The organism is Micromonospora sp. DSM 45708 (genome assembly GCF_039566955.1).
Lineage (GTDB): Bacteria > Actinomycetota > Actinomycetes > Mycobacteriales > Micromonosporaceae > Micromonospora.
The window spans coordinates 5,546,483-5,566,384 of record NZ_CP154796.1; the positions used below are offsets into that span (position 1 = coordinate 5,546,483).

Annotated in this window: 17 protein-coding genes and 1 tRNA gene; 11 read left to right on the forward strand and 7 right to left on the reverse strand. The window is 73.8% G+C overall.

The annotated features are described in order from the left end of the window. The first annotated feature begins 64 nt into the window (after positions 1-64). The 6 genes from msrA to VKK44_RS23815 all read left to right on the forward strand — a co-directional run bounded on the left by msrA (position 65) and on the right by VKK44_RS23815 (position 7,481). Positions 65-727 carry a peptide-methionine (S)-S-oxide reductase MsrA gene (gene msrA, locus VKK44_RS23790; RefSeq protein ID WP_343443430.1) on the forward strand — a complete coding sequence of 221 codons (663 nt, stop codon included), beginning with the start codon at positions 65-67 and terminating at the stop codon, positions 725-727. Between the two features lie 200 nt (positions 728-927). Then, positions 928-2,718, forward strand: a complete 1,791-nt coding sequence (locus VKK44_RS23795; protein ID WP_343443431.1) for an N-acetylglutaminylglutamine amidotransferase — start codon at positions 928-930, stop codon at positions 2,716-2,718. 2 nt (positions 2,719-2,720) lie between these two features. Further along, a complete protein-coding gene (ngg, locus tag VKK44_RS23800) occupies positions 2,721-4,562 on the forward strand; it encodes an N-acetylglutaminylglutamine synthetase (RefSeq protein WP_343443432.1) in 1,842 nt (613 codons plus the stop codon). Continuing rightward, positions 4,559-5,743, forward strand: coding sequence for an osmoprotectant NAGGN system M42 family peptidase (locus tag VKK44_RS23805; protein WP_343443433.1), 1,185 nt, complete (start codon positions 4,559-4,561; stop codon positions 5,741-5,743). Before ngg ends, VKK44_RS23805 begins: the two co-directional genes overlap by 4 nt. Positions 5,744-6,045: 302 nt before the next feature. After that, positions 6,046-6,975 carry a ribonuclease Z gene (locus tag VKK44_RS23810; protein ID WP_343443434.1) on the forward strand — a complete coding sequence of 310 codons (930 nt, stop codon included), beginning with the start codon at positions 6,046-6,048 and terminating at the stop codon, positions 6,973-6,975. Further along, positions 6,972-7,481: a GNAT family N-acetyltransferase gene (locus tag VKK44_RS23815; RefSeq protein ID WP_343443435.1), complete on the forward strand. Its 510-nt coding sequence runs from the start codon at positions 6,972-6,974 to the stop codon at positions 7,479-7,481. The genes VKK44_RS23810 and VKK44_RS23815 overlap by 4 nt, the downstream gene beginning before the upstream one ends. A gap of 30 nt (positions 7,482-7,511) precedes the next feature. Here VKK44_RS23815 and VKK44_RS23820 read toward each other — a convergent pair whose 3' ends face one another. Further along, positions 7,512-8,882: a cystathionine beta-synthase gene (locus VKK44_RS23820; protein WP_343443436.1), complete on the reverse strand. Its 1,371-nt coding sequence runs from the start codon at positions 8,880-8,882 to the stop codon at positions 7,512-7,514. A gap of 72 nt (positions 8,883-8,954) precedes the next feature. Beyond that, positions 8,955-9,311 carry a YkvA family protein gene (locus VKK44_RS23825; protein WP_343443437.1) on the reverse strand — a complete coding sequence of 119 codons (357 nt, stop codon included), beginning with the start codon at positions 9,309-9,311 and terminating at the stop codon, positions 8,955-8,957. 131 nt (positions 9,312-9,442) lie between these two features. On the opposite strand from VKK44_RS23825, the gene VKK44_RS23830 reads away from it, so the two are divergent. From VKK44_RS23830 to VKK44_RS23845, 4 genes are read left to right on the forward strand one after another with little or no spacing between them, the layout of a single operon-like run. Beyond that, positions 9,443-10,489: an SGNH/GDSL hydrolase family protein gene (locus VKK44_RS23830; RefSeq protein WP_343443438.1), complete on the forward strand. Its 1,047-nt coding sequence runs from the start codon at positions 9,443-9,445 to the stop codon at positions 10,487-10,489. Positions 10,490-10,520: 31 nt separating this feature from the next. Then, complete coding sequence (locus VKK44_RS23835; protein WP_343443439.1) at positions 10,521-11,336, forward strand: SGNH/GDSL hydrolase family protein; 816 nt, start codon at positions 10,521-10,523, stop codon at positions 11,334-11,336. Positions 11,337-11,394: 58 nt separating this feature from the next. Next, a complete protein-coding gene (locus VKK44_RS23840; protein ID WP_343443440.1) occupies positions 11,395-12,657 on the forward strand; it encodes an acetyl-CoA C-acetyltransferase in 1,263 nt (420 codons plus the stop codon). 40 nt (positions 12,658-12,697) lie between these two features. Further along, positions 12,698-14,182: a CYTH and CHAD domain-containing protein gene (locus VKK44_RS23845; protein WP_343443441.1), complete on the forward strand. Its 1,485-nt coding sequence runs from the start codon at positions 12,698-12,700 to the stop codon at positions 14,180-14,182. Between the two features lie 315 nt (positions 14,183-14,497). Here VKK44_RS23845 and VKK44_RS23850 read toward each other — a convergent pair whose 3' ends face one another. The 3 genes from VKK44_RS23850 to VKK44_RS23860 form a co-directional block, all read right to left on the reverse strand. Beyond that, on the reverse strand, positions 14,498-14,818 hold the full coding sequence (locus VKK44_RS23850) for a hypothetical protein (protein ID WP_343443442.1): 321 nt from the start codon (positions 14,816-14,818) through the stop codon (positions 14,498-14,500). A 73-nt stretch (positions 14,819-14,891) separates the two neighbouring features. Beyond that, complete coding sequence (locus VKK44_RS23855) at positions 14,892-15,725, reverse strand: Bax inhibitor-1/YccA family protein (protein ID WP_343443443.1); 834 nt, start codon at positions 15,723-15,725, stop codon at positions 14,892-14,894. Between the two features lie 109 nt (positions 15,726-15,834). Further along, positions 15,835-15,915 (reverse strand) — tRNA-Leu (locus VKK44_RS23860). Between the two features lie 101 nt (positions 15,916-16,016). Here VKK44_RS23860 and VKK44_RS23865 point away from each other — a divergent pair. Continuing rightward, positions 16,017-17,846 carry a hypothetical protein gene (locus VKK44_RS23865; RefSeq protein WP_343443444.1) on the forward strand — a complete coding sequence of 610 codons (1,830 nt, stop codon included), beginning with the start codon at positions 16,017-16,019 and terminating at the stop codon, positions 17,844-17,846. A 55-nt stretch (positions 17,847-17,901) separates the two neighbouring features. On the opposite strand, the gene VKK44_RS23870 is transcribed toward VKK44_RS23865, so the two are convergent. Continuing rightward, positions 17,902-19,233: an NAD(P)/FAD-dependent oxidoreductase gene (locus tag VKK44_RS23870; protein ID WP_343443445.1), complete on the reverse strand. Its 1,332-nt coding sequence runs from the start codon at positions 19,231-19,233 to the stop codon at positions 17,902-17,904. A gap of 101 nt (positions 19,234-19,334) precedes the next feature. Further along, positions 19,335-19,898, reverse strand: coding sequence for a hypothetical protein (locus VKK44_RS23875; protein ID WP_343447876.1), 564 nt, complete (start codon positions 19,896-19,898; stop codon positions 19,335-19,337). Positions 19,899-19,902: the final 4 nt, after the last annotated feature.

Sequence of the window (19,902 nt, forward strand, 5' to 3'; positions counted from 1 at the left end):
GTGGGTAAGGAACCGGGCGCCGGCGCTGTTACAGGCTGGGGAAAGCCACGAGAGGAGTCCCACCGTGTTCCTCCGCCGCATGAAGGCCGAGATGATCGCTCCTGACCAGGCCCTGCCGGGTCGCCCGCTCGCCATGCCCGTCGCCGACCGGCACGAGGTGCTGCCGTCCTCGCTGAAGGGCCCGTTCCCCGAGGGCGCGCAGGTCGCCGTCTTCGGCATGGGCTGCTTCTGGGGCGCCGAGCGGCTGTTCTGGACGCTGCCCGGCGTGCTCACCACGTCGGCCGGCTACGCGGGCGGCTACACCACCAACCCGACGTACGAGGAGGTCTGCTCGGGCATGACCGGGCACGCCGAGGTGGTCCAGGTGGTCTACGACCCGTCGAAGATCACCTACGAGGACCTGCTCAAGGTCTTCTGGGAGAACCACGACCCGACCCAGGGCATGCGCCAGGGCAACGACGTGGGCACCCAGTACCGCTCCGCGATCTACACCACCACCGACGAGCAGCGCGCCGCGGCGCTGGCCTCGCGGGACGCGTTCGCGCCGATCGTGGCGCGCGCCGGCAAGGGGGAGATCACCACGGAGATCGCCCCGCTGGGCGACTATTTCTTTGCCGAGGACTACCACCAGCAGTACCTGGCCCCGACGAAGAACCCGAACGGATACTGCAACCACGGGCCCAACGGGCTGAGCTGCCCGGTCGGCGTGGCCCGTACCGCCGGCTGACCCCAGACGTCCGCCGACCGGGCCTGCGGTGTTCGTCACACCGTGGGCCCGGCGCATTTCCGGCATCCGTCCCGGGGCGGGCAGGAACCCCAGCCGTGACAGGCAACCACCCTCGGTGACGGCGCATCGTAGCAAGCTGTCACACGTTCGTCATCGTCTCAACAGGCGAACTGCAACAAGCTCTGGCAGCATTGGCTCGTATGTGCGGACTTGCGGGAGAGTTCCGTCGTGACGGTTCACGGGCCGATGTCTCGGCCGTGGAACGGATGGCGGCCACGATGAGTGACCGAGGGCCCGACGACAGCGGCATCTGGTCGCAGGGCCCGACCGCGCTGGGACACCGGCGCCTGAAGATCATCGACTTGTCCGCAGCCAGCGGCCAACCCATCGTGGACGCCGCCGCGGGCCTCACCGGGGTCTTCAACGGCTGCATCTACAACTACCGCGAGCTGCGCGCCGAGTTGCAGGCCAAGGGGCACCGCTTCTTCTCCGCCGGGGACAGCGAGGTCGTGGTCAAGGCGTACGCCGAGTGGGGGCTCGACTTCGTCGACCACCTGGTCGGCATGTTCGCGGTGGCGATCAGCGAGCGGGACACCGGCCGCCTGGTGCTGGCCCGGGACCGGCTCGGCATCAAGCCGCTGTACCTGGCCGAGAGCCCCGGCGTGGTGCGCTTCGCCTCCACCCTGCCGGCGTTGCTGGCCGGCGGCGGCGTCGACACCACCATCGACCGGGTGGCGCTCGCCCACTACCTGAGCTTCCACAGCATCGTGCCGCCGCCGCGGACCATCCTGAGCGGCGTCACCAAGCTGCCGCCCGCCACGGTCAAGGTGTACGAGGCGGACGGCACCACCCGCGAGCGGGTCTACTGGGACCCCACGTTCGGCCGGGCCACCGAGCGGGCCGACTGGTCCGAGCGGGACTGGCAGGACGCGCTGCTCGACTCGCTCACCACCGCGGTACGCCGCCGGATGGTGGCCGACGTGCCGGTGGGTGTGCTGCTCTCCGGCGGCCTCGACTCCAGCCTGGTGGTCGCGCTGCTGGCCGGCGAGGGGCAGGCCCGCTCCGGCCTGGCCACGTTCTCCATCGGCTTCGACGCGGTGGGCGGCCGGGAGGGCGACGAGTTCGTCTACTCCGACCTGGTGGCGAAGACGTTCGGCACCGACCACCACCAGATCCGGGTGCCCACCGGCGACCTGCTGCCGCCGCTGGAGGCCGCCGTCGCGGCCATGAGCGAACCCATGGTCAGCCACGACTGCGTGGCGTTCTGGCTGCTCAGCCAGGAGGTCGCGCGGCACGTGAAGGTGGTCCAGTCGGGCCAGGGCGCGGACGAGATCCTGGGCGGCTACCACTGGTACCCGCCGCTGGCCGGGGTGGACCGGGAGCAGGCGCTCGACACGTACGCGAAGGCGTTCTTCGACCGTGACGCGGCCGGACTGGCCCGCGTGCTCAACCCCGACTGGCTGGCCGACGGCGACCCGGCGCGCGAGTTCGTCGCCGCGCACCTGGGCCGGCCGGGCGCGCAGACCGCGGTCGACGCCGGCCTGCGGATCGACACCCAGGTCATGCTCACCGACGACCCGGTGAAGCGGGTCGACAACATGACCATGGCGCACGGGCTGGAGGCCCGGGTGCCGTTCCTCGACCACGAGTTCGTCGAGCTGGCCGCGAGCTGCCCGCCGGAGCTGAAGCTGGCCCAGGGCGGCAAGGGCGTGCTCAAGGAGATCGGCCGCCGGGTGCTGCCGCACGAGGTCATCGACCGGCCCAAGGGCTACTTCCCGGTCCCGGGCCTCACCCACCTGGAGGGCAAGCTCCTCGACCGGGTACGCGACGCGCTCGGCGCCCCCGAGGCGCGCCGCCGTGACCTGTTCCGCGCCGACTACGTCGACGCGCTGCTCGCCGACCCGAACGCCGAACTGACCCCGTTGAACGGAAACAAGCTGTGGCAACTGGGACTCCTGGAAATGTGGCTCCAGAGCCACGGAATCGACTGACCGTGACCGACACCCTCGCCACCGGCACGGCTCGCACCGACCGGGAACGGGTGCTGGGCCGGCGCCGGGAACGCACCGGCCCGGGCGGTGACCCGGTCGCCCCCGGTACGCCGGAACCGGCGCTGCCGTCCACCGCCGCGGCCACCGACGCCTCCGGCGTGGTGCTGGACTGCGGCTGGGGCCGGCTGGTCTTCGGCCAGACCTTCGCCGACCAGGTGCACGTCGCCGACGTGCTGCGCTCCGAGGCCAACGGCGCCCGGGACATCTGCATCTACCTGCGCGACCCGCACGTGCTGGTCTCCCGGCTGCCGGACGAGCTGTTCATCGACCCGTCGCTGACCTACCGGCTGCCGCTGGGCGAGCGCCGGCCGGCCGCCACCGGGGGCGAGGACATTCCCGGGTTGGCCATCCGGCCGCTGCGCGACGCCGACGACGCGGACGCGGTGAACCGGATCTACGCCCGCAACGGCATGGTCACCGCCCCGGTCGAGGTGCTGGTGGACAACGCCGCCACCGACCGGTTCCTGCACCTGGTCGCCGAGGACGCGACCGGCGAGGTGGTCGGCACCATCACCGGTGTGGACCACGTCGCGGTCTTCGCCGACCCGGAGAACGGCGCCAGCCTGTGGTGCCTGACGGTGGACTTCAACACCGCGCCGCCCGGCACCGGCCAGGCGCTGCTCACCGCGCTCGCCGACCAGCTCGACGCGCGCGGCCGGGCGTACGTGGACCTGTCCGTGCTGGCGGAGAACTCGGGCGCGATCCGGCTCTACGAGCGGCTCGGTTTCCACCGCACCGGCACGCTCTGCGTGAAGCGGAAGAACCCGATCAACGAGCGCCTGTTCCTGCCCGCGATGCCGGCGGGGTACGACGAGCTGAACCCGTACGCGAAGATCGTCGCGGACGAGGCGATGCGGCGCGGCATCCGGGTGGAGGTGACCGATCCGCACTGGGGTGAGCTGAAGCTGACCAGCGGCGGCCGGACCATCCACACCCGCGAGTCGCTGTCGGAGCTGACCTCGGCGGTGGCGATGAGCCGCTGCGACGACAAGCGGGTGACCCGGCGCATCCTCACCGAGGCGGGCCTGTCCGTGCCGCGTGGGCGCACCGCCACCGGGGACCCCGACGACCTGGCGTTCCTGGCCGACGTCGGCCCGGTGGTGGTCAAGCCGGCGCGCGGCGAGCAGGGCAACGGGATCACCGTCGGCGTACGGACGCCGGAGGCGCTGACCGCCGCCGTCGAGCTGGCCCGGCGCTTCTGCCCGGACGTGCTGATCGAGGAGCTGCGCGCGGGCGAGGACCTGCGGGTGGTGGTGATCGACCACGAGGTGGTGGCCGCCGCGGTCCGCCGGCCGGCGCAGATCACCGGCGACGGCGTGCACGACGTCACCGAGCTGATCGACCGGCAGAGCCGTCGCCGGGCCGCCGCCACCGGTGGCGAGTCCCGGATCCCGGTCGACGACATGACCCGTGAGGTGGTGGCCGAGGCCGGCCACCAGATGCACGACGTGCTGCCGGAGGGTCAGGTGCTGGCGGTCCGCCGGACGGCCAACCTGCACACCGGCGGCACCATCCACGACGTGACCGCCGAACTGCACCCGGTGATCGCCGAGGCGTGCGTGACGGCCAGCCGGGCGCTGGACATCCCGGTCACCGGGCTGGACCTGCTGGTGCCCGCGCCGGACGCCCCGGAGCACGTGTTCATCGAGGCCAACGAACGGCCGGGCCTGGCCAACCACGAGCCGCAGCCGACCGCCGAACGGTTCGTCGACCTGCTCTTCCCGGGTACGCGGGCACCGCAGCGACTCTGGTCGCCAGCCGGTGCGGCAGGCTCTGGGGCATGACCGCACGCAAACCCCAACCGCTCAAGCTCGACCTCGAATACCTGCGTCAGGTGCTGGTGGAACTGCTGGAGATCCCCAGCCCGTCCGGGCGTACCGACCACATCCAGCAGTACGTCGGCGAGCGGCTCTCCGCGCTCGGGATCAGCTCCACGCTGACCCGGCGCGGGGCGCTGAGCGCCTGCCTGCCCGGGCCCCGGCCGACCGGCGCCGACCGGGCCGTGGTGGTGCACACCGACACCATCGGCGGCATGGTGAAGCGGCTCAAGGAGAACGGGCGGCTGGAGATCAACCCGATCGGCACGCACAGCGCCCGCTTCGCCGAGGGCGCCCACGTGCGGATCTTCACCGACGATCTGGACCGGGTGGTCACCGGCCAGGTGCTGCCGCTGAAGGCGAGCGGGCACCGCTACAACGAGGCGGTCGACCTCCAGGGCGTCGGCTGGGAGCTGGTCGAGGTCCGGGTCGACGAGCCGGTGCACGACGAGGCCGGACTGCGGGCGCTCGGCATCGACGCCGGGGACTTCGTCGCGCTGCTGCCCAACCCGACCATCACCCCGGCCGGGTACGTCAAGTCCCGCCACCTGGACGACAAGGCCGGGGTGGCCGCGGTGCTGACCGCGTTCAAGGCGATGGTCGACGCCGGCGTGACCCCGGCGGTCACCGCGCACCTGCTGGTCACCGTTACCGAGGAGATCGGCCACGGCGCCAGCCACGGGCTGGACCCGGACGTGGCGGAGATCGTCTCGGTGGACGCGGCGGTGGTCGCGCCCGGCCAGCAGTCCCGGGAGAACGCCGCCACGCTGGCCATGGGCGACGGGGTCGGGCCGTTCGACTACCACCTGACCCGCAACCTGGCCGCCATCGCCACGGAGCACGGCGTCGACCTGGTCCGCGACGTCTTCGACTACTACCGCTCGGACGCGGCGTCCGCGGTCGAGGCCGGCGCGCACGCGCGGGTGGCGCTGCTCGGCTTCGGGGTGGACGCCACCCACGGCCACGAGCGGACCCACCTGGACGGCCTCCACCAGCTCACCCAGTTGCTCTGCCTCTACCTCCAGAGCCCGCTCGTCTTCCCGGAGTGGGACGCCGAGCCGGAGGGCGACCTGGCCGACTTCCCGTCGCTGGCGGTGCAGCCGGCGCACGAGGACGGCCCGCGCGAGGGCCCGATCGGCGTGGAGTGAACGTCTGTGATCGAAATCCGTTGCCGTGGCCGCCGGGAAGTGGATAGCGTGGCGGTACACGGGAAAGGAGGTGGTCCAGACTTGTATAGCAATCGGACTCGTGAGGTGGCTGTCCGCTAGCCGCTGTCCTCGACAGTGAAACATCGTCCGCCGCGAGGCGGGCAGCTCGATCGTCGAGACCGTGTGGCAGCGGTGCGGCGAAACCACGACAGCCACCCGACCCCCGGGGTGCCGGCCCAGTCCAGCCGGCCCGCGCGCGAGCGCGGAAGCCCCGGGGGTCGCTTCATGCCCGGGAGAAAACCGTGTCCATGCGTGAGCTGGTGGTGCTCGGCACGGCCAGTCAGGCCCCCACCCGGGCCCGCAACCACAACGGCTACCTGCTGCGCTGGGACGATGAGGTGATCCTCTTCGACCCGGGTGAGGGCAGCCAGCGCCAGATGCTGCACACCGGCGTGACCGCCACCGACCTGACCCGGATCTGCGTCACCCACTTCCACGGCGACCACTGCCTCGGGCTGCCCGGCATGATCCAGCGCCTCTCCCTGGACCGGGTCCCCCACCCGGTGGCCGTGCACTTCCCGGCCGGCGGCGCCGAGTACTTCGACCGGCTGCGCCACGCCTCCAGCTTCCACGAGACCGCCGAGCTGACCGTCGAGCCGATCCACGCCGACGGGCAACGGATCACGCTGGGCGTCGGCACGCTGGAGGCCCGCCGGCTGCGGCACCCCGTCGAGACGTACGGGTACCGGCTCGTCGAGCCGGACGGCTGCCGGATGCTGCCGGAGCGGCTGTCCGCGTACGGCATCGTCGGTCCGGCGGTGGGGAAGCTGCACCGCGAGGGCCACCTGGACGTCCACGGACGCCGCGTCACCCGCGACGAGGTGAGCGTCACCCGACCCGGGCAGCGGTTCGCGTTCGTCATGGACACCGGGCTCTGCGACGGGGTGTACGCGCTGGCCGAGCACGCCGACCTGCTGGTCATCGAGTCGACGTTCTGCGAGTCGGAGGCCGCACTCGCCGCCGAGGTCGGCCACCTCACCGCCGGCCAGGCCGCGCGGGTGGCCACCGAGTCGGGGGTACGCACGCTCGTGCTCACCCACTTCTCCCAGCGGTACGCCGACCCGCGCCGCTTCCACGACGAGGCCCGCGAGCACTTCGCCGGCGACCTGGTGATCGCCGAGGACCTCCAGACGGTGCAGGTGCCGCCCCGCCGGGTACCGTCGCCCGGGTGACCGTCTCCCTACGTCTCGCGACCGAGGCCGACCTGATGGCGGTCGGTGCCCTGCACCAGCGCTCCCGGGTGGCGGCGTACTCGTCGTTCCTGCCCCCGGACGCGCTTGTCGATCCCACCCCCGAGGCGCTCGGCCGCTACTGGGTGGAACGGCTGACCTGGGAGGGCGCGGACCACCGGATGACCGTCGCCGAGCGGGACGGACGGCTGGTGGGTTTCAGCTATCTCGGGCCGGACGACGAGGGCGACCCGACGACCGGGCTGCTCAGCGCCATCCACCTCGACCCGGACGAGCGGGGCCGGGGCACCGGCCGGGCGCTGATGGTGGACGCGCTGGACGCGCTGCGCGCCCGCGGGTGGAGCCGGGCGGCCCTGTGGGTGCTGGCCGACAACGCGTCCGCGCGCCGCTTCTACGAACGCGGCGGCTGGCACGCCACCGGCACCCGGCGCACCGACCGGATCGGTCCCGTGCGGGTCTCCCGGCTCCGCTACGCGCGCGAGGTGTGAGGGGCCCCGTCGCCGGGACCCCTCACCCGCTCAGCGCGCGCCGAGGTGGGCCAGCAGGTCCTGCCGGGTCAGCACACCCTTGGGCTTGCCGTCGACCAGCACGAGCGCCGCGTCGGCCTTCTCCAGCAGCGTCACCGCCTCGCTGACCGGCTGCCCGCCACCGATCATCGGCAGCGGCTCACCCATGTGCCGCTCGATCGTGTCGTGCAGGTGGGCCTGGCCGGTGAAGAGCGCGTCGAGCAGGTCCCGCTCGGCGATCGAGCCGGCCACCTCGCCGGTCACCACCGGCGGCTCGGCCTTGAGCACCGGGAGCTGGGAGACGCCGTACTCACGCATGTAGTCGATGGCGTCGCGGACCGTCTCGGTCGGGTGCACGTGCACCAGCTCGGGCAGGCCACCCGGCTTGCCGCCGAGCGCGTCGGCCACGGTCGGCTCGGCGCCGGCGTCGTCCAGGAAGCCGTACCGGGCCATCCAGCGGTCGTTGAAGATCTTCGACAGGTAGCCCCGGCCGCCGTCCGGCAGCAGCACCACCACCACGTCGTCCGGGCCGGCCTTGCGGGCCACCTCCAGCGCGCCCACCACGGCCATGCCGCAGGAGCCGCCGACCAGCAGCCCCTCCTCGCGGGCCAGCCGGCGGGTCATCTCGAACGACTGCTTGTCCGACACCTCGACGATCTCGTCGGCGACGGAGCGGTCGTACGTCTCCGGCCAGAAGTCCTCGCCGACACCCTCGACCAGGTAGGGCCGACCGGTGCCACCGGAGTAGACCGAGCCCTCCGGGTCCGCGCCGATCACCCGGACCCGCCCCTCGGACGCCTCCTTGAGGTAGCGGCCGATGCCGGAGATGGTGCCGCCGGTGCCGACGCCGGCGACGAAGTGGGTGATCTTGCCCTCGGTCTGCCGCCACAGCTCCGGGCCGGTCGTCTCGTAGTGCGAGCGCGGGTTGGCCGGGTTGCTGTACTGGTTGGGCTTCCACGCGCCGGGGATCTCCCGGGCCAGCCGGTCGGACACGTTGTAGTAGGAGCGCGGGTCCTCCGGCGCGACGGCGGTCGGGCAGACCACCACCTCGGCGCCGTACGCCCGCAGCACGTCCTGCTTGTCCTGGCTGACCTTGTCGGGGCAGACGAACACACAGCGGTAGCCCCGGAGCTGGGCCACCAGGGCCAGCCCGACCCCGGTGTTGCCGCTGGTCGGCTCCACGATCGTGCCGCCCGGCCCGAGGATGCCCGCCTTCTCGGCGTCCTCCACCATGCGCAACGCGATCCGGTCCTTGACCGAGCCGCCCGGGTTGACGTATTCCACCTTCGCCAGCACGGTCGCCTGGATGCCCTCGGTGACGTTGCGCAGGCGAACCAGCGGGGTGTTGCCGATCAGCTCGACGACGTTGTCGTAGTACTGCACCTCGTTGTGCCCTTCGTAGCGCCGCCGTCGGGGGCGGCCGGTCAGCCGGTTCGCCGCCCAGCGTACGTGCCGTCAGGGCGCCACATGCCCGGGGATGACAGAGCCGCGGCGTGCCTCCCACTCCAGGAACCGTTCGGTCTCGGCGAGCACGCTGCCGGCCAGCCAGGTGACCATGACGGCGTCGTCGGCCAGCCCGAAGATCGCCAGCGGGATCTCCGGCAGCAGGTCGATCGGGGAGACGACGTACGCCGCCGCGCCGGCCATCAGGGCCAGGCGCAGCCCGCCGTCGTACTCCCCCCGCCCGGTCGCCCGGATCATGCGCGGCAGCGCCGCCAGCCGGGCACCCAGCGACGGCCCGCCCCGCGCCCCGGCCGCCAGTGCCCGGGCCAGCGCGGCGAACGCGGCGCTGCGCTTCAACGTCTTTCCCATGATTCCGCCTCTCTTCGCCCGACCAGGGTGCGGCCCCGGGGCAAGCCCACCCCACCGGTACCCAGAACGGCCGACTCCCAGCCGCAGGATCAAGGACAGCGGTCGTCGTACCGGCGCGATACTGTCGGTTCATGGGGGACGTCGGTTCCGTCGCGCCGGTCCGCTGGCGGCGTGCCCGGCAGATCGCCCGCCTCGCGGCGATCGGCACGGGTGCCACGGTGGCGGCCACCGCCGCCACCGGCGGAGTCCTGCTCGGCCAGGCCCGGCAGGCCCGCCGCACCATCCCGATGGCCGAGGCGCCGCCACCGCGCTGCGACGGCGTCTACGGCGCGAGGTTCCCCGGCCGGCCGGTCACCATGGTCGTCCTCGGTGACTCCTCCGCGGCCGGCTACGGCGTGCACCGACGCCGGGAGACACCCGGCTCGCTGCTGGCCACCGGGCTGTCCCGGCGGCTGCACCGCCCGGTCCGGCTGCACCGGTTCGCCGTGGTGGGCGCGCTGTCGGCCGGGCTGAAGCCGCAGGTCGAGTCCGCCCTGGAGGTCACGCCGGACGTCGCCGTGGTGCTGGTCGGCGGCAACGACGTCACCAACCGCACCCCGCCGGCGCTGGCCGTGCGCTACCTGGTCGACGCGGTCCGCACGCTGCGCGGCGCCGGCTGCGAGGTGGTCGTCGGCACCTGCCCCGACCTGGGCACGATCCGGCCGATCCAGCCGCCGTTGCGCTGGCTGGCCCGGCGCTGGAGCCGCCAGCTCGCCGCCGCCCAGACGGTGGCCGTGGTGGAGGCGGGCGGCCGGACGGTCTCCCTCGGTGACCTGCTGGGGCCGCGGTTCGCCGCCGAGCCCGGCCGGATGTTCGCCTGGGACCGGTTCCACCCCTCCGCGGAGGGGTACGCGATGGCCGCGGCGGCGCTGCTGCCCACCGTGCTCTCCGCGCTGGGGGCGGTGCCGGAACGCCGTCCTCCGCTCGCCGGGCTGGAGGGCGTACGGTCGCTCCCGGAGGCGGCCCACGAGGCGGCCCGGCACGCCGGGACGGAGGTCAGCGGCGCCCAGCTCCGGGGCCGCGACCGTGGGCCGGGCGGGCGGTGGGCGCAGCTTCGCCGACGGGCTTTCTTCGGCGTCGGCGCGATGCCCCCGACCGGCACCGCCACCGACTCGGCCACGCTGGAGGGAATGGCATGAGCGAGCGCAGCGAGCGAAGCGGAGTGCCGGCATGAGCGGACGGAACGAGACGGCGGCCCGGTGGGGCCGGGCCGCGGCGCTGTCGCTGCTGGCCGGCACGGTGGGTGGCGCGGCGGTCCTCGCCGGCCAGGCCATCGCCGCCCGCAGTCGGGAGTACGCGCAGCCCGAGCTGGGTCTGGTGCTGCGCGCCACGGTCGGTCGGGCCGACGCGCCGCCGCTGCGGCTGGTGCTGCTCGGCGACTCGTCGGCGATCGGCGTGGGCGTCGACCGGTTCGAGGAGACCATCGGCGGCCAGCTCGCCAACCTGCTCGCCGAGGGGCCGACCGGCCGGCGGGTGCACCTGTCCAGCGTCGGGGTCTCCGGCTCCCGCGCCACCGACCTGGCCACGCAGGTGGCCCGCGCGCTGCTCGGCGAGCGGCCCGACGTGGCGGTGGTGCTGATCGGGGCCAACGACGCCACCGCGCTGGGCCGTCCGGTCGACGCGGCGACCTACCTCGGCTCGGCGGTCCGCCGGCTGCGTGAGGCCAACGTCGAGGTCGTCGTCGGCACCTGCCCCGACCTCGGCGCGGTACGCGCCGTCGCCGCCCCGCTACGCCAGGTGCTCGGCTGGTCCGGGCGGCGGATGGCGCGGGCCCAGACAGCGGCCGTGCTGGACGCGGGCGGCACCGTGGTCGATCTGGGCACCGAGACCGGCCCGGTGTTCCGGGCCGACGCCGGCACGCTCTGCCACGACGGCTTCCACCCGTCCGCGGACGGCTACCGGGTCTGGGCCCACGCGCTGCTCCCGGCGGTCGAGGCCGCCGCGGCGGTCGCGTTCCGGCACCATCGTCGGCCGCCGGCGGGGTGACATTTCCCGCCCGGCGTGCGGCTTCCACCGCAAGTTACCCGCGGGTTAACGTTGGTTCATGCCGATTGAGTCGCCCCGCGACGCCGTCATCGTCGCCACCGCCCGGTCCCCCATCGGCCGCGCGTTCAAGGGTTCCCTGCGCGAGGTCCGCCCGGACGACCTCGCCGCCACCATCGTCCAGGCCGCCCTCGACAAGGTCCCGGCGCTCGATCCCACCACCATCGACGACCTCTACCTCGGGTGCGGCCTGCCCGGCGGTGAGCAGGGCTTCAACATGGCCCGGGTGGTCGCCACGCTGCTCGGCCTGGACGGGCTGCCCGGCGCCACGCTGACCCGCTACTGCGCCTCCTCGCTCCAGACCACCCGGATGGCGATGCACGCGATCCGGGCCGGCGAGGGCGACGTGTTCGTCTCCGCCGGCGTGGAGATGGTCTCCCGCTACGCCCGGGGCAACTCGGACACGCTGCCGCCGGAGGCGCAGGCGCTGGTCGGCGGCGGCTGGGAGAACCCGCGCTTCGCCGAGGCACGCGAGCGCTCGCAGGCCCGCACGCAGGCCGGTGCCGAGGTGTGGACCGACCCGCGGGAGGCCGGCCACCTGCCGGACGTCTACCTCGCCATGGGGCAGACCGCGGAGAACCTGGCCCAGGTCTACGACGTGTCCCGCGAGGACATGGACGCGTTCGGCGTCCGCAGCCAGAACCTGGCCGAGAAGGCGATCGCGGACGGCTTCTGGGCCCGCGAGATCACGCCGGTCACCACGCCGGACGGCAGCGTGGTGAGCACGGACGACGGTCCGCGTCCCGGGGTGACCCTGGAGGGCGTGGCCGGGCTCAAGCCGGTGTTCCGCCCGGACGGCCGGATCACCGCCGGCAACTGCTGCCCGCTGAACGACGGCGCCGCCGCCGTGGTGATCATGAGCGCCGGTCGGGCGGCCGAGCTGGGGCTCACCCCGCTGGCCCGGATCGTCTCCACCGGCGTCACCGCGCTCTCCCCGGAGATCATGGGCCTCGGCCCGGTCGAGGCGTCGAAGCAGGCGCTGAAGCGGGCCGGCATGACCATCGACGACGTCGACCTGGTGGAGATCAACGAGGCGTTCGCCGCCCAGGTGATCCCGTCGTACCGGCAGCTCGGCATCCCGGAGGAGAAGCTGAACGTGGCCGGCGGCGCGATCGCGGTCGGCCACCCGTTCGGGATGACCGGCGCCCGGATCACCGGCACCCTGCTCAACGCGCTGGAGTGGCACGACGGGACCATCGGTCTGGAGACCATGTGCGTCGGCGGCGGCCAGGGCATGGCGATGGTGCTCGAACGACTGAGCTGAGGTCGATTCACCACGGCACGCACCGGGTACCGCAACCCGTATGGCGACCGTCGTGGAACGCGAGCGGAAATTCTCCGGCGACGAGGGTTTCCGGCTGCCCGACCTGACCGGGTGCGGTGGCGTCGTGACCATGTCCGACGCCACCGACTCGGAGCTGGACGCCGTCTACTGGGACACCGACGACCTGCGGCTGCTGCGCAGCGGTCACGCGCTGCGGCGGCGTACCGGCGGGCACGACGCGGGCTGGCACCTCAAGGTGGGCGCGGTCGGCGGGGCCCGGGTCGAGCACCAGTTCCCGGCCGGGGCGGCCGACGCCGGCCCGCCGGTCGAGCTGGTCGCGTTGATCCGGGGCGCGTCCCGGGGCCGGCCGGTGGCCCCGGCGGCCCGGATCGTCAACCACCGCCGGGAGCGACGGCTGCTGGACGCCGACGGGCACGTGCTGGCCGAGGTCGCCGAGGACGACGTCCGGTCCGAGGACCTGGTCGACGGCACCGCCCGGACCTGGCACGAGATCGAGGTCGAGCTGGTCGACGGCGACGAGGAGCTGCTCGACGCGGTTGCCGTCCGGCTGGCCGGGGCCGGCGCCCGCGAGGTGCCGACCAGCAAGTCCCACCGCGCGGTCGCCGGGCGGCTCGCGCGGTTCGAGGACCGCCCGCCCACCGGCCCGGCCGGGCCGGTCGTGCGGTACGCCCGGGAGCAGCGGTACGCGATCGTCGGCAACCACGCGGCGGCGTACCAGGGGGACGAGGACGCGGTGCACGACATGCGCGTGGCGATCCGCCGGCTGCGGGCCACGCTGCGCACGTTCCGCGGTCTGTGGGACCGGCGGGAGAGCGAGGCGGTCCGGGGCGAGCTGCGCCGGCTCGGCGGCGACCTGGGCGCGGTCCGCGACCACCAGGTGATGGCCGCCCGGCTCTCCGCGGCGGTGCACGAGCTGCCCGACGGGTTGGTGCTCGGCCCGGTCGCCGCGCGGGTCGGTGAGCGGTTCGCCGCCGACCTGGCCGAGGCGACCACCGGACTGCGCGCGGCGCTGGACTCCGACCGCTATCCCGACCTGCTGACCCGCCTGGACCGGCTGCTCGACGGCCGGACCGGCGACGTGAACCGCCGCTGGGTGGACCGCCGGGTCCGCCGGGCGGTGCGTCGCGCCGACGAGCGGCTGGACCGGGCGCTGGCCGACCGTGGGCCGGCCGGGGACGCCGCCCTGCACGAGGCGCGCAAGAAGTACAAGGCGGCCCGGTACGCGGTGGAGGTGCGCGTACCCGACGCCGGCCGGCCGGCCGCCCGCCTGGTGAAGCGGCTCAAGACGCTCCAGGATCTGCTCGGGACCCACCAGGACTCGGTGGTGACCCGGGAGGCGCTGCGCCGGCACGCGCTGCGGGCGTACGCCGAGGGCGAGAACACGTTCACCTACGGCCTGCTGCACGCGCGGCAGGCCGAGGCCGCCGGGCACGACCTGCCGGCGGTGCTGCGCGCACGGGACCGGGCCCGACGACCGAGCGTGCGCCGCTGGCTGAAGCCCTGATCCCGGGTTCTCACGAGGCCCGCCAGCCCGGCAGGGGGACGCTCCGGTCGCCACCGCCTTCCCCGGCACCTACGAACTTGATGGCGCAGACGGGTCGGTGCCTCGCGTCGGTCGTCGTGCCCGGGCCGCGTCGTCCGCCCGACCCATTCACGCCATCAACCTCGTAGGCATCCGACAGACCACGGCGCGACCCGCCGCGCTGCCACCGCCCGCGCCGCGAGGCAGCCCTCCCGGCGTACCACCGGACCGGCAGACGTGCCGCGCCTCGCCCGCGCACGTCCGGCGGAGAGGAGAGGGCGGGGTGAGAAGGTGCGGTCAGAGTGCGGCGCGGGTGCGGGCCACCGCGTCGGCGGCGCCGGCCAGGACCGGGTCCGGCGGGGCGGCCAGGGCCAGGTCGGCGGCGACCACCCGGAGCTGGTCGGGCAGGGCCAGGTCACTGGGCAGCCGGGGCACCTCGCGGCGCGGCTCGCCGGTGGCGTCGGCGGCCAGGTTGGCGAGCTCCTGGACCAGCTTGTGCACCAGGTCGGCCCGGGACACGTTGCCGCCCGCGGCCGGCGCCGACCACCGCGACTGCTGCCAGTGCCCGATTTGTCGGACCAGTAGGGCCACCACCCGGTCCAGCTCCGCTGCGCTCATCACCACCGAGTCTACGGACGACGCCCGCCGCCGCGGGATGCGGCAGGCGGGCGTCGACGGGCGGGCGGGGCGATCAGTCGTCGCCCTGGAAGTAGCTGAGCAGCCGCAGGATCTCGATGTAGAGCCAGACCAGGCCGACCACGATGCCGAACGCGGCCGTCCAGGCGTAGCGCTGCGGGAGCCCCATCCGGACCCCCTCCTCGATCTGGGCGAAGTTGAGCACGAAGCTCAGCGACGCCACCACGATGCAGACCAGGCTGAAGCCGATGGCGAGCGGGCTGCCGTCACGCAGGTGCGTGTTGACGCCGAACAGCGCCAGCACCAGGTTGACGAGCATCACACCGAACAGGCCGGCGATGACCGCCACCATGATCCGGGCGAACTTCGGGGTGGCCCGGATGATCCGCGCCTTGTAGATCATCGCCATCAGGAAGAAGACGCCGAAGCTGGCCGCCACCGCCTGGAGCACGATGCCGTCGTAGAGCGAGTCGAACGCCTTGCTGACCATGCCGACGAAGACGCCCTCGACGATCGAGTACGCCACCACGAGCGCCGGATTCGCCATCCGGGAGAACGAGATGACCAGGCCGAGCACCAGGCCGACCACGGCGGCGCCGATCCAGGCCACGCCGACCAGGGCGTCCGGCACGAGCACCCAGGCCGCGGCGGCCGAGGCGCCGAGGATGGCGAGCATGAGGACCGTCTTGACGACCACGTCGTCGAGCGTCATCGGCGTCACTGCCGGCGGGGCCACCGGCTGGCCGTAGCCGCCCGGGTAGGGCTGCTGCGGCGGGTACTGCTGGGGGTATCCGGGCTGAGCGTACGGCCCGGGCTGGGCGTACCCGGTCGCCCGCTCACGCTCGGCCGCCTGGCCGAGCCGGGCGAGCACCGGGTTCGAGGTCTTCACTTCTCAGGCCTCCCTCAGGGGGTCATTCGCACGTAGACGTGCGCTTCCAGCGTAGACGTGGCGACCAAACCGTGCGCGGCGTCAAGCTGTGGGAAAGCTGAGAGTTCCGTGCCCGGGGCGGGGGTCGAACCCGCACGCCTTTCGGCAGCCGCTTTTAAGGCGGCCGTGTCTGCCGTTCCACCACCCGGGCGGGTGACACCGCCGCGCCGACACGCGCGGTGCAGATCTCACCGTAGCGGCTGCGCCGCGCCGCGGCGTACCCCGTCGGGTGCGGTCGATAGGGTCGAGGCCGTGACCAGCGCCGCCCGCGCGGCCCCCGGGCCCGACCCTGACCAGGCGGTCCGCACCGCACCGGCGACCGCACCGGCGCGGATCGGCCGGCTGCCGGCCGCCGTTCGCCGGCACCGCGCGGACCTGTTGGTCGGGCTGCTGTTCGTGGCGTTCGCGGGCGGGCTCACCCACGGCCTGTGGCCGGCGCCGGGCACCCGGATGCTCGCCCTCAACCCGGCCGACCAGACGCTCTACGAGTGGTTCCTGGCGCTCGACGCGCGGGCCCTGCGCGGCGACCTCGACCTGGTCACCGACCGGCTCAACGCGCCGGACGGGGTCAACCTGATGGCCAACACCTCGATCGTCGCGCTCGGGGTGCTGCTCGCGCCGGTCACCCTGGCGTTCGGGGCGCCGGTCACGTTCGCCCTGCTCGTCGCCGGCAACCTGGCCGGCACGGCGGTCGCCTGGTATCTGCTGTTCACCCGGACGCTGCGGGCCCACCGGCTCGCCGCCGGGCTCGGCGCGGCGCTCTGCGGCTTCGGGCCGGGCATGATCTCGCAGAGCAACGGTCACCTGCACATGACCGCGCAGTGGCTGGTCCCGGTGCTGGTCTGGCTGGTGGTACGGCTGCTGCGCGCCGCCGACCCGGCCGGTCGCCGGGACGGCCCGGACCGCCGCCGGATGATCTCGTCGGCGGTCGGGCTGGCCGGCACCGCCGTCGTCCAGGTCTTCGTCGGCGAGGAGGTGCTCTTCCTCACCGCGCTCACGCTGGCGGTGCTGGCCGTCGCGTACGGGCTGGCCGACCGGGACCTGCCGCGCCGGGCGCTGCCCGGCTTCGCCGGCGGGCTGCTCGGCGCCACCGGGCTGGCGCTGGTGGTGCTGGCGTACCCGCTCTGGCTCCAGTTCGCCGGGCCGCAGGGCGTCGCCGACGGGATGTTTCCGCCCGCCTACTTCTCCGCCGACCTGACCGGCTGGACCCGGCTCTCCGCGCTGACCGTGCTCGGCAGCCCGGAGGCGGTCCGGCTGACCACCGGCCCGGCGGAGTTCACCACGTTCCTGGGCTGGCCGCTGCTGCTGGTGGCGGTCGGCGGTGCGGTCTGGCTCGGCCGGCGCGCGCTGGTGCACGCCCTGGCCGCCGGGGCCCTGGTGATGGCCGCGTTCTCGCTCGGCCCCGAGGTGGTCGCCGACGGCAGGCGGACCGGCGTGCCCGGCCCGTACGCGCTGCTCGCCGGCCTGCCGGTGGTGGACGGCGCGCTGCCCGCCCGGTTCGCACTGGCGGTGTTGCCGCTGGTCGGCACCGTGCTCACGCTCGCCCTGCACCGGGCGCTGCACGAGCCGGGTCCGACGCGCCGGCTGGTGCCGCTGGCGGTCGGCGCGGCCCTGCTCAGCGTCTTCCCGACGCCGCTGCCCACGGTCGACCGGCCACCGCTGCCCGAGTTCGTCACCGGCGGCCACTGGCGGCAGTGCGTACGCCCCGGCGGGGTGCTGGTGCCGGTGCCCACGGCCACCCCGCAGCAACCCGGGCCGATGCGGTGGGCCACCGCCACCGGCGTCGGGTTCGGCATGCCGGAGGGGTTCTTCATCGGCCCGTACGGTCCCGGCGGCTCGGCCACCATGGGCACCTGGCAGCGCCCCACCTCGGCGCTGCTCGCCGACGTGGCCCGGCGGGGCGTGCCGCCCGCGATCGGTGACCGGCAGCGCCGGCAGGCGGCCCGGGACGTCGACGCCTGGGGCGCGTCCTGCGTGGCGCTGACCGACGACGCCCCGCACGCGGAGCTGCTGCGCCGGACGCTGGAGGCGCTCTTCGGTCCGGGCCTCCGGGTCGCCGACGCCTGGACCTGGCGGTTCTGACCCGGGTACGCCGAAGGGCCCCTTCCGTGCGGGAAGGGGCCCTTCGGGACGAACGTCAGACGCGCGCGCCGACCGGCGGGGCGGACGCCTCGGCGAACTCCTCACGCGGGTCGTGGAGCTGGCCCAGCGCGACCACCTCGCGCTTGAGGAAGAACGCCAGCGACCAGTCCACCACCACGCGGACCTTGCGGTTGAACGACGGGATCCGCGACATGTGGTACGTCCGGTGCATGAACCACGCCGGCCAGCCGGTCATCTTCACGCCGTAGACCTGCGCCACGCCCTTGTGCAGGCCGAGGCTGGCCACGCTGCCGGCGTGCTTGTGCTTGTAGTCGACCGGTTCGCGCCCGCGGATCACGTTCGCGATGTTGTCGGCCATCCGGGCGGCCTGCCGCACCGCGTGCTGCGCGCTCGGCGAGCAGAAGTTGCCCGGCTCCTTGGTCAGGTCCGGCACGGCGGCGCAGTCGCCGGCGCTCCACGCGCCCTCGACCACCCGGTCGCCGTCCACGATCTGGAGCGTCGGCCGGCAGGTCACCCGGCGACGCTCGTCGCGCGGGAAGTCGGTCGCGTCCAGCATCGGCGACGGCTTCACGCCGGCGGTCCAGACGATGGTGTCGGACGGGAAGCTGTCGCCGTCGGAGAGCTTGACCACCCCGTCGACGCAGGACTCCAGGCGGGTGTCCAGCCGGATGTCCATGTTCCGCTTCAGGAGCTGCTGCACCGTGTAGGCGCCCATGTCCCGGTCGACCTCGGGCAGCACCCGCTGGGTCGCCTCGACCAGCACCCAGCGCATCTCCTCCGGCTTCAGCTCCGGGTAGTAGCGCAGCGCGTCGCGGGCCATGTCCTCCATCTCGGCGAGCGCCTCGATGCCGGCGTAGCCACCGCCCACGAAGGTGAACGTCAGCGCGCGGCGGCGGACCTCCGGGTCGGTCGTGGCAGCCGCCACGTCCAGCCGGTCCAGCACGTGGTTGCGCAGGAAGATGGCCTCGCCGATGGTCTTGAACCCGATGCCGTTCTCGTGCAGCCCCGGGATCGGCAGGGTGCGGGAGACCGAGCCGGGGGCGACCACCACGTGGTCGTACGGGATCTCCCGGGCCGGGCCGCTGATCGGCTGCACCACGGCGGTCTTCCGGCCGTGGTCGATCCGGGTGACCGTGCCGGCCACCACCGTGCACTTGCGCAACTCCCGCCGCAGCGGCACCACAGCGTGCCGTGGGGAGATGTTGCCGGCCGAAGCCTCCGGGAGGAACGGCTGGTACGTCATGTGGGGCTGCGGGTCGACGACGACCACCTCGGCCTCACGCGAGCTCAGCTTCTTCGACAGACGCAGAGCGGCGTACAGGCCGACGTGCCCGGCACCCACGACAAGGATCCGCTTCGGATTCACGTATCCATCTTTCCCCGGGCGGCTCCGGTAATACCGCGCGAGACCCCCTTCTGTGACGGAGCACAACCGGTGTGACCTGCACAACGTCGCCCGGCGTCCCGTCATCTGCGACGCAGCAGCCACCCCAGCAGCGCGCTCAGCCCCACCGCGACCAGCAGCCCCACCACGGTCGCCGCCTGGGTCCCGCCGGCCCCACCGACCCCGCCGAGCCAGGCCAGCACGATGCCGAGCACGGCGCTGGCCAGCACCACGCCGCCGGCCCGGGTCAGCCACCGGAACACCAGGTCCGGATCGATCAACCCGTCGTAGGGCAGCAGGGCGGCCAACGCGCAGAGCGTGTGCGCCAGGTAGAGCAGCGTGGCCACGGCGAGCAGCCGCCACAGCGCCGGCGGCCGGTCGAAGCCGAGCGTGGCCAGCAGCCAGCCGGCCACCGTGACCAGCGCGGTGAACGTCGGCCAGAGCCGGCGCGGCCCGACCGCCGGCAGCACCGCGGCCACCGCCATGGCCAGCAGCGAACGCGGGGCCAGCGCCTGCACCGGGTACGCCAGCAGGAAGCCGGCCAGCACGACGAGGAAGATGCCGCCGCGCACCAGCAGCGGCAGCGGGCTGACCCGGGCGGCCCGGTACCGCAGCGCCCGCGCCCGTTCGACGAGCCCGTCCGCCATGTCA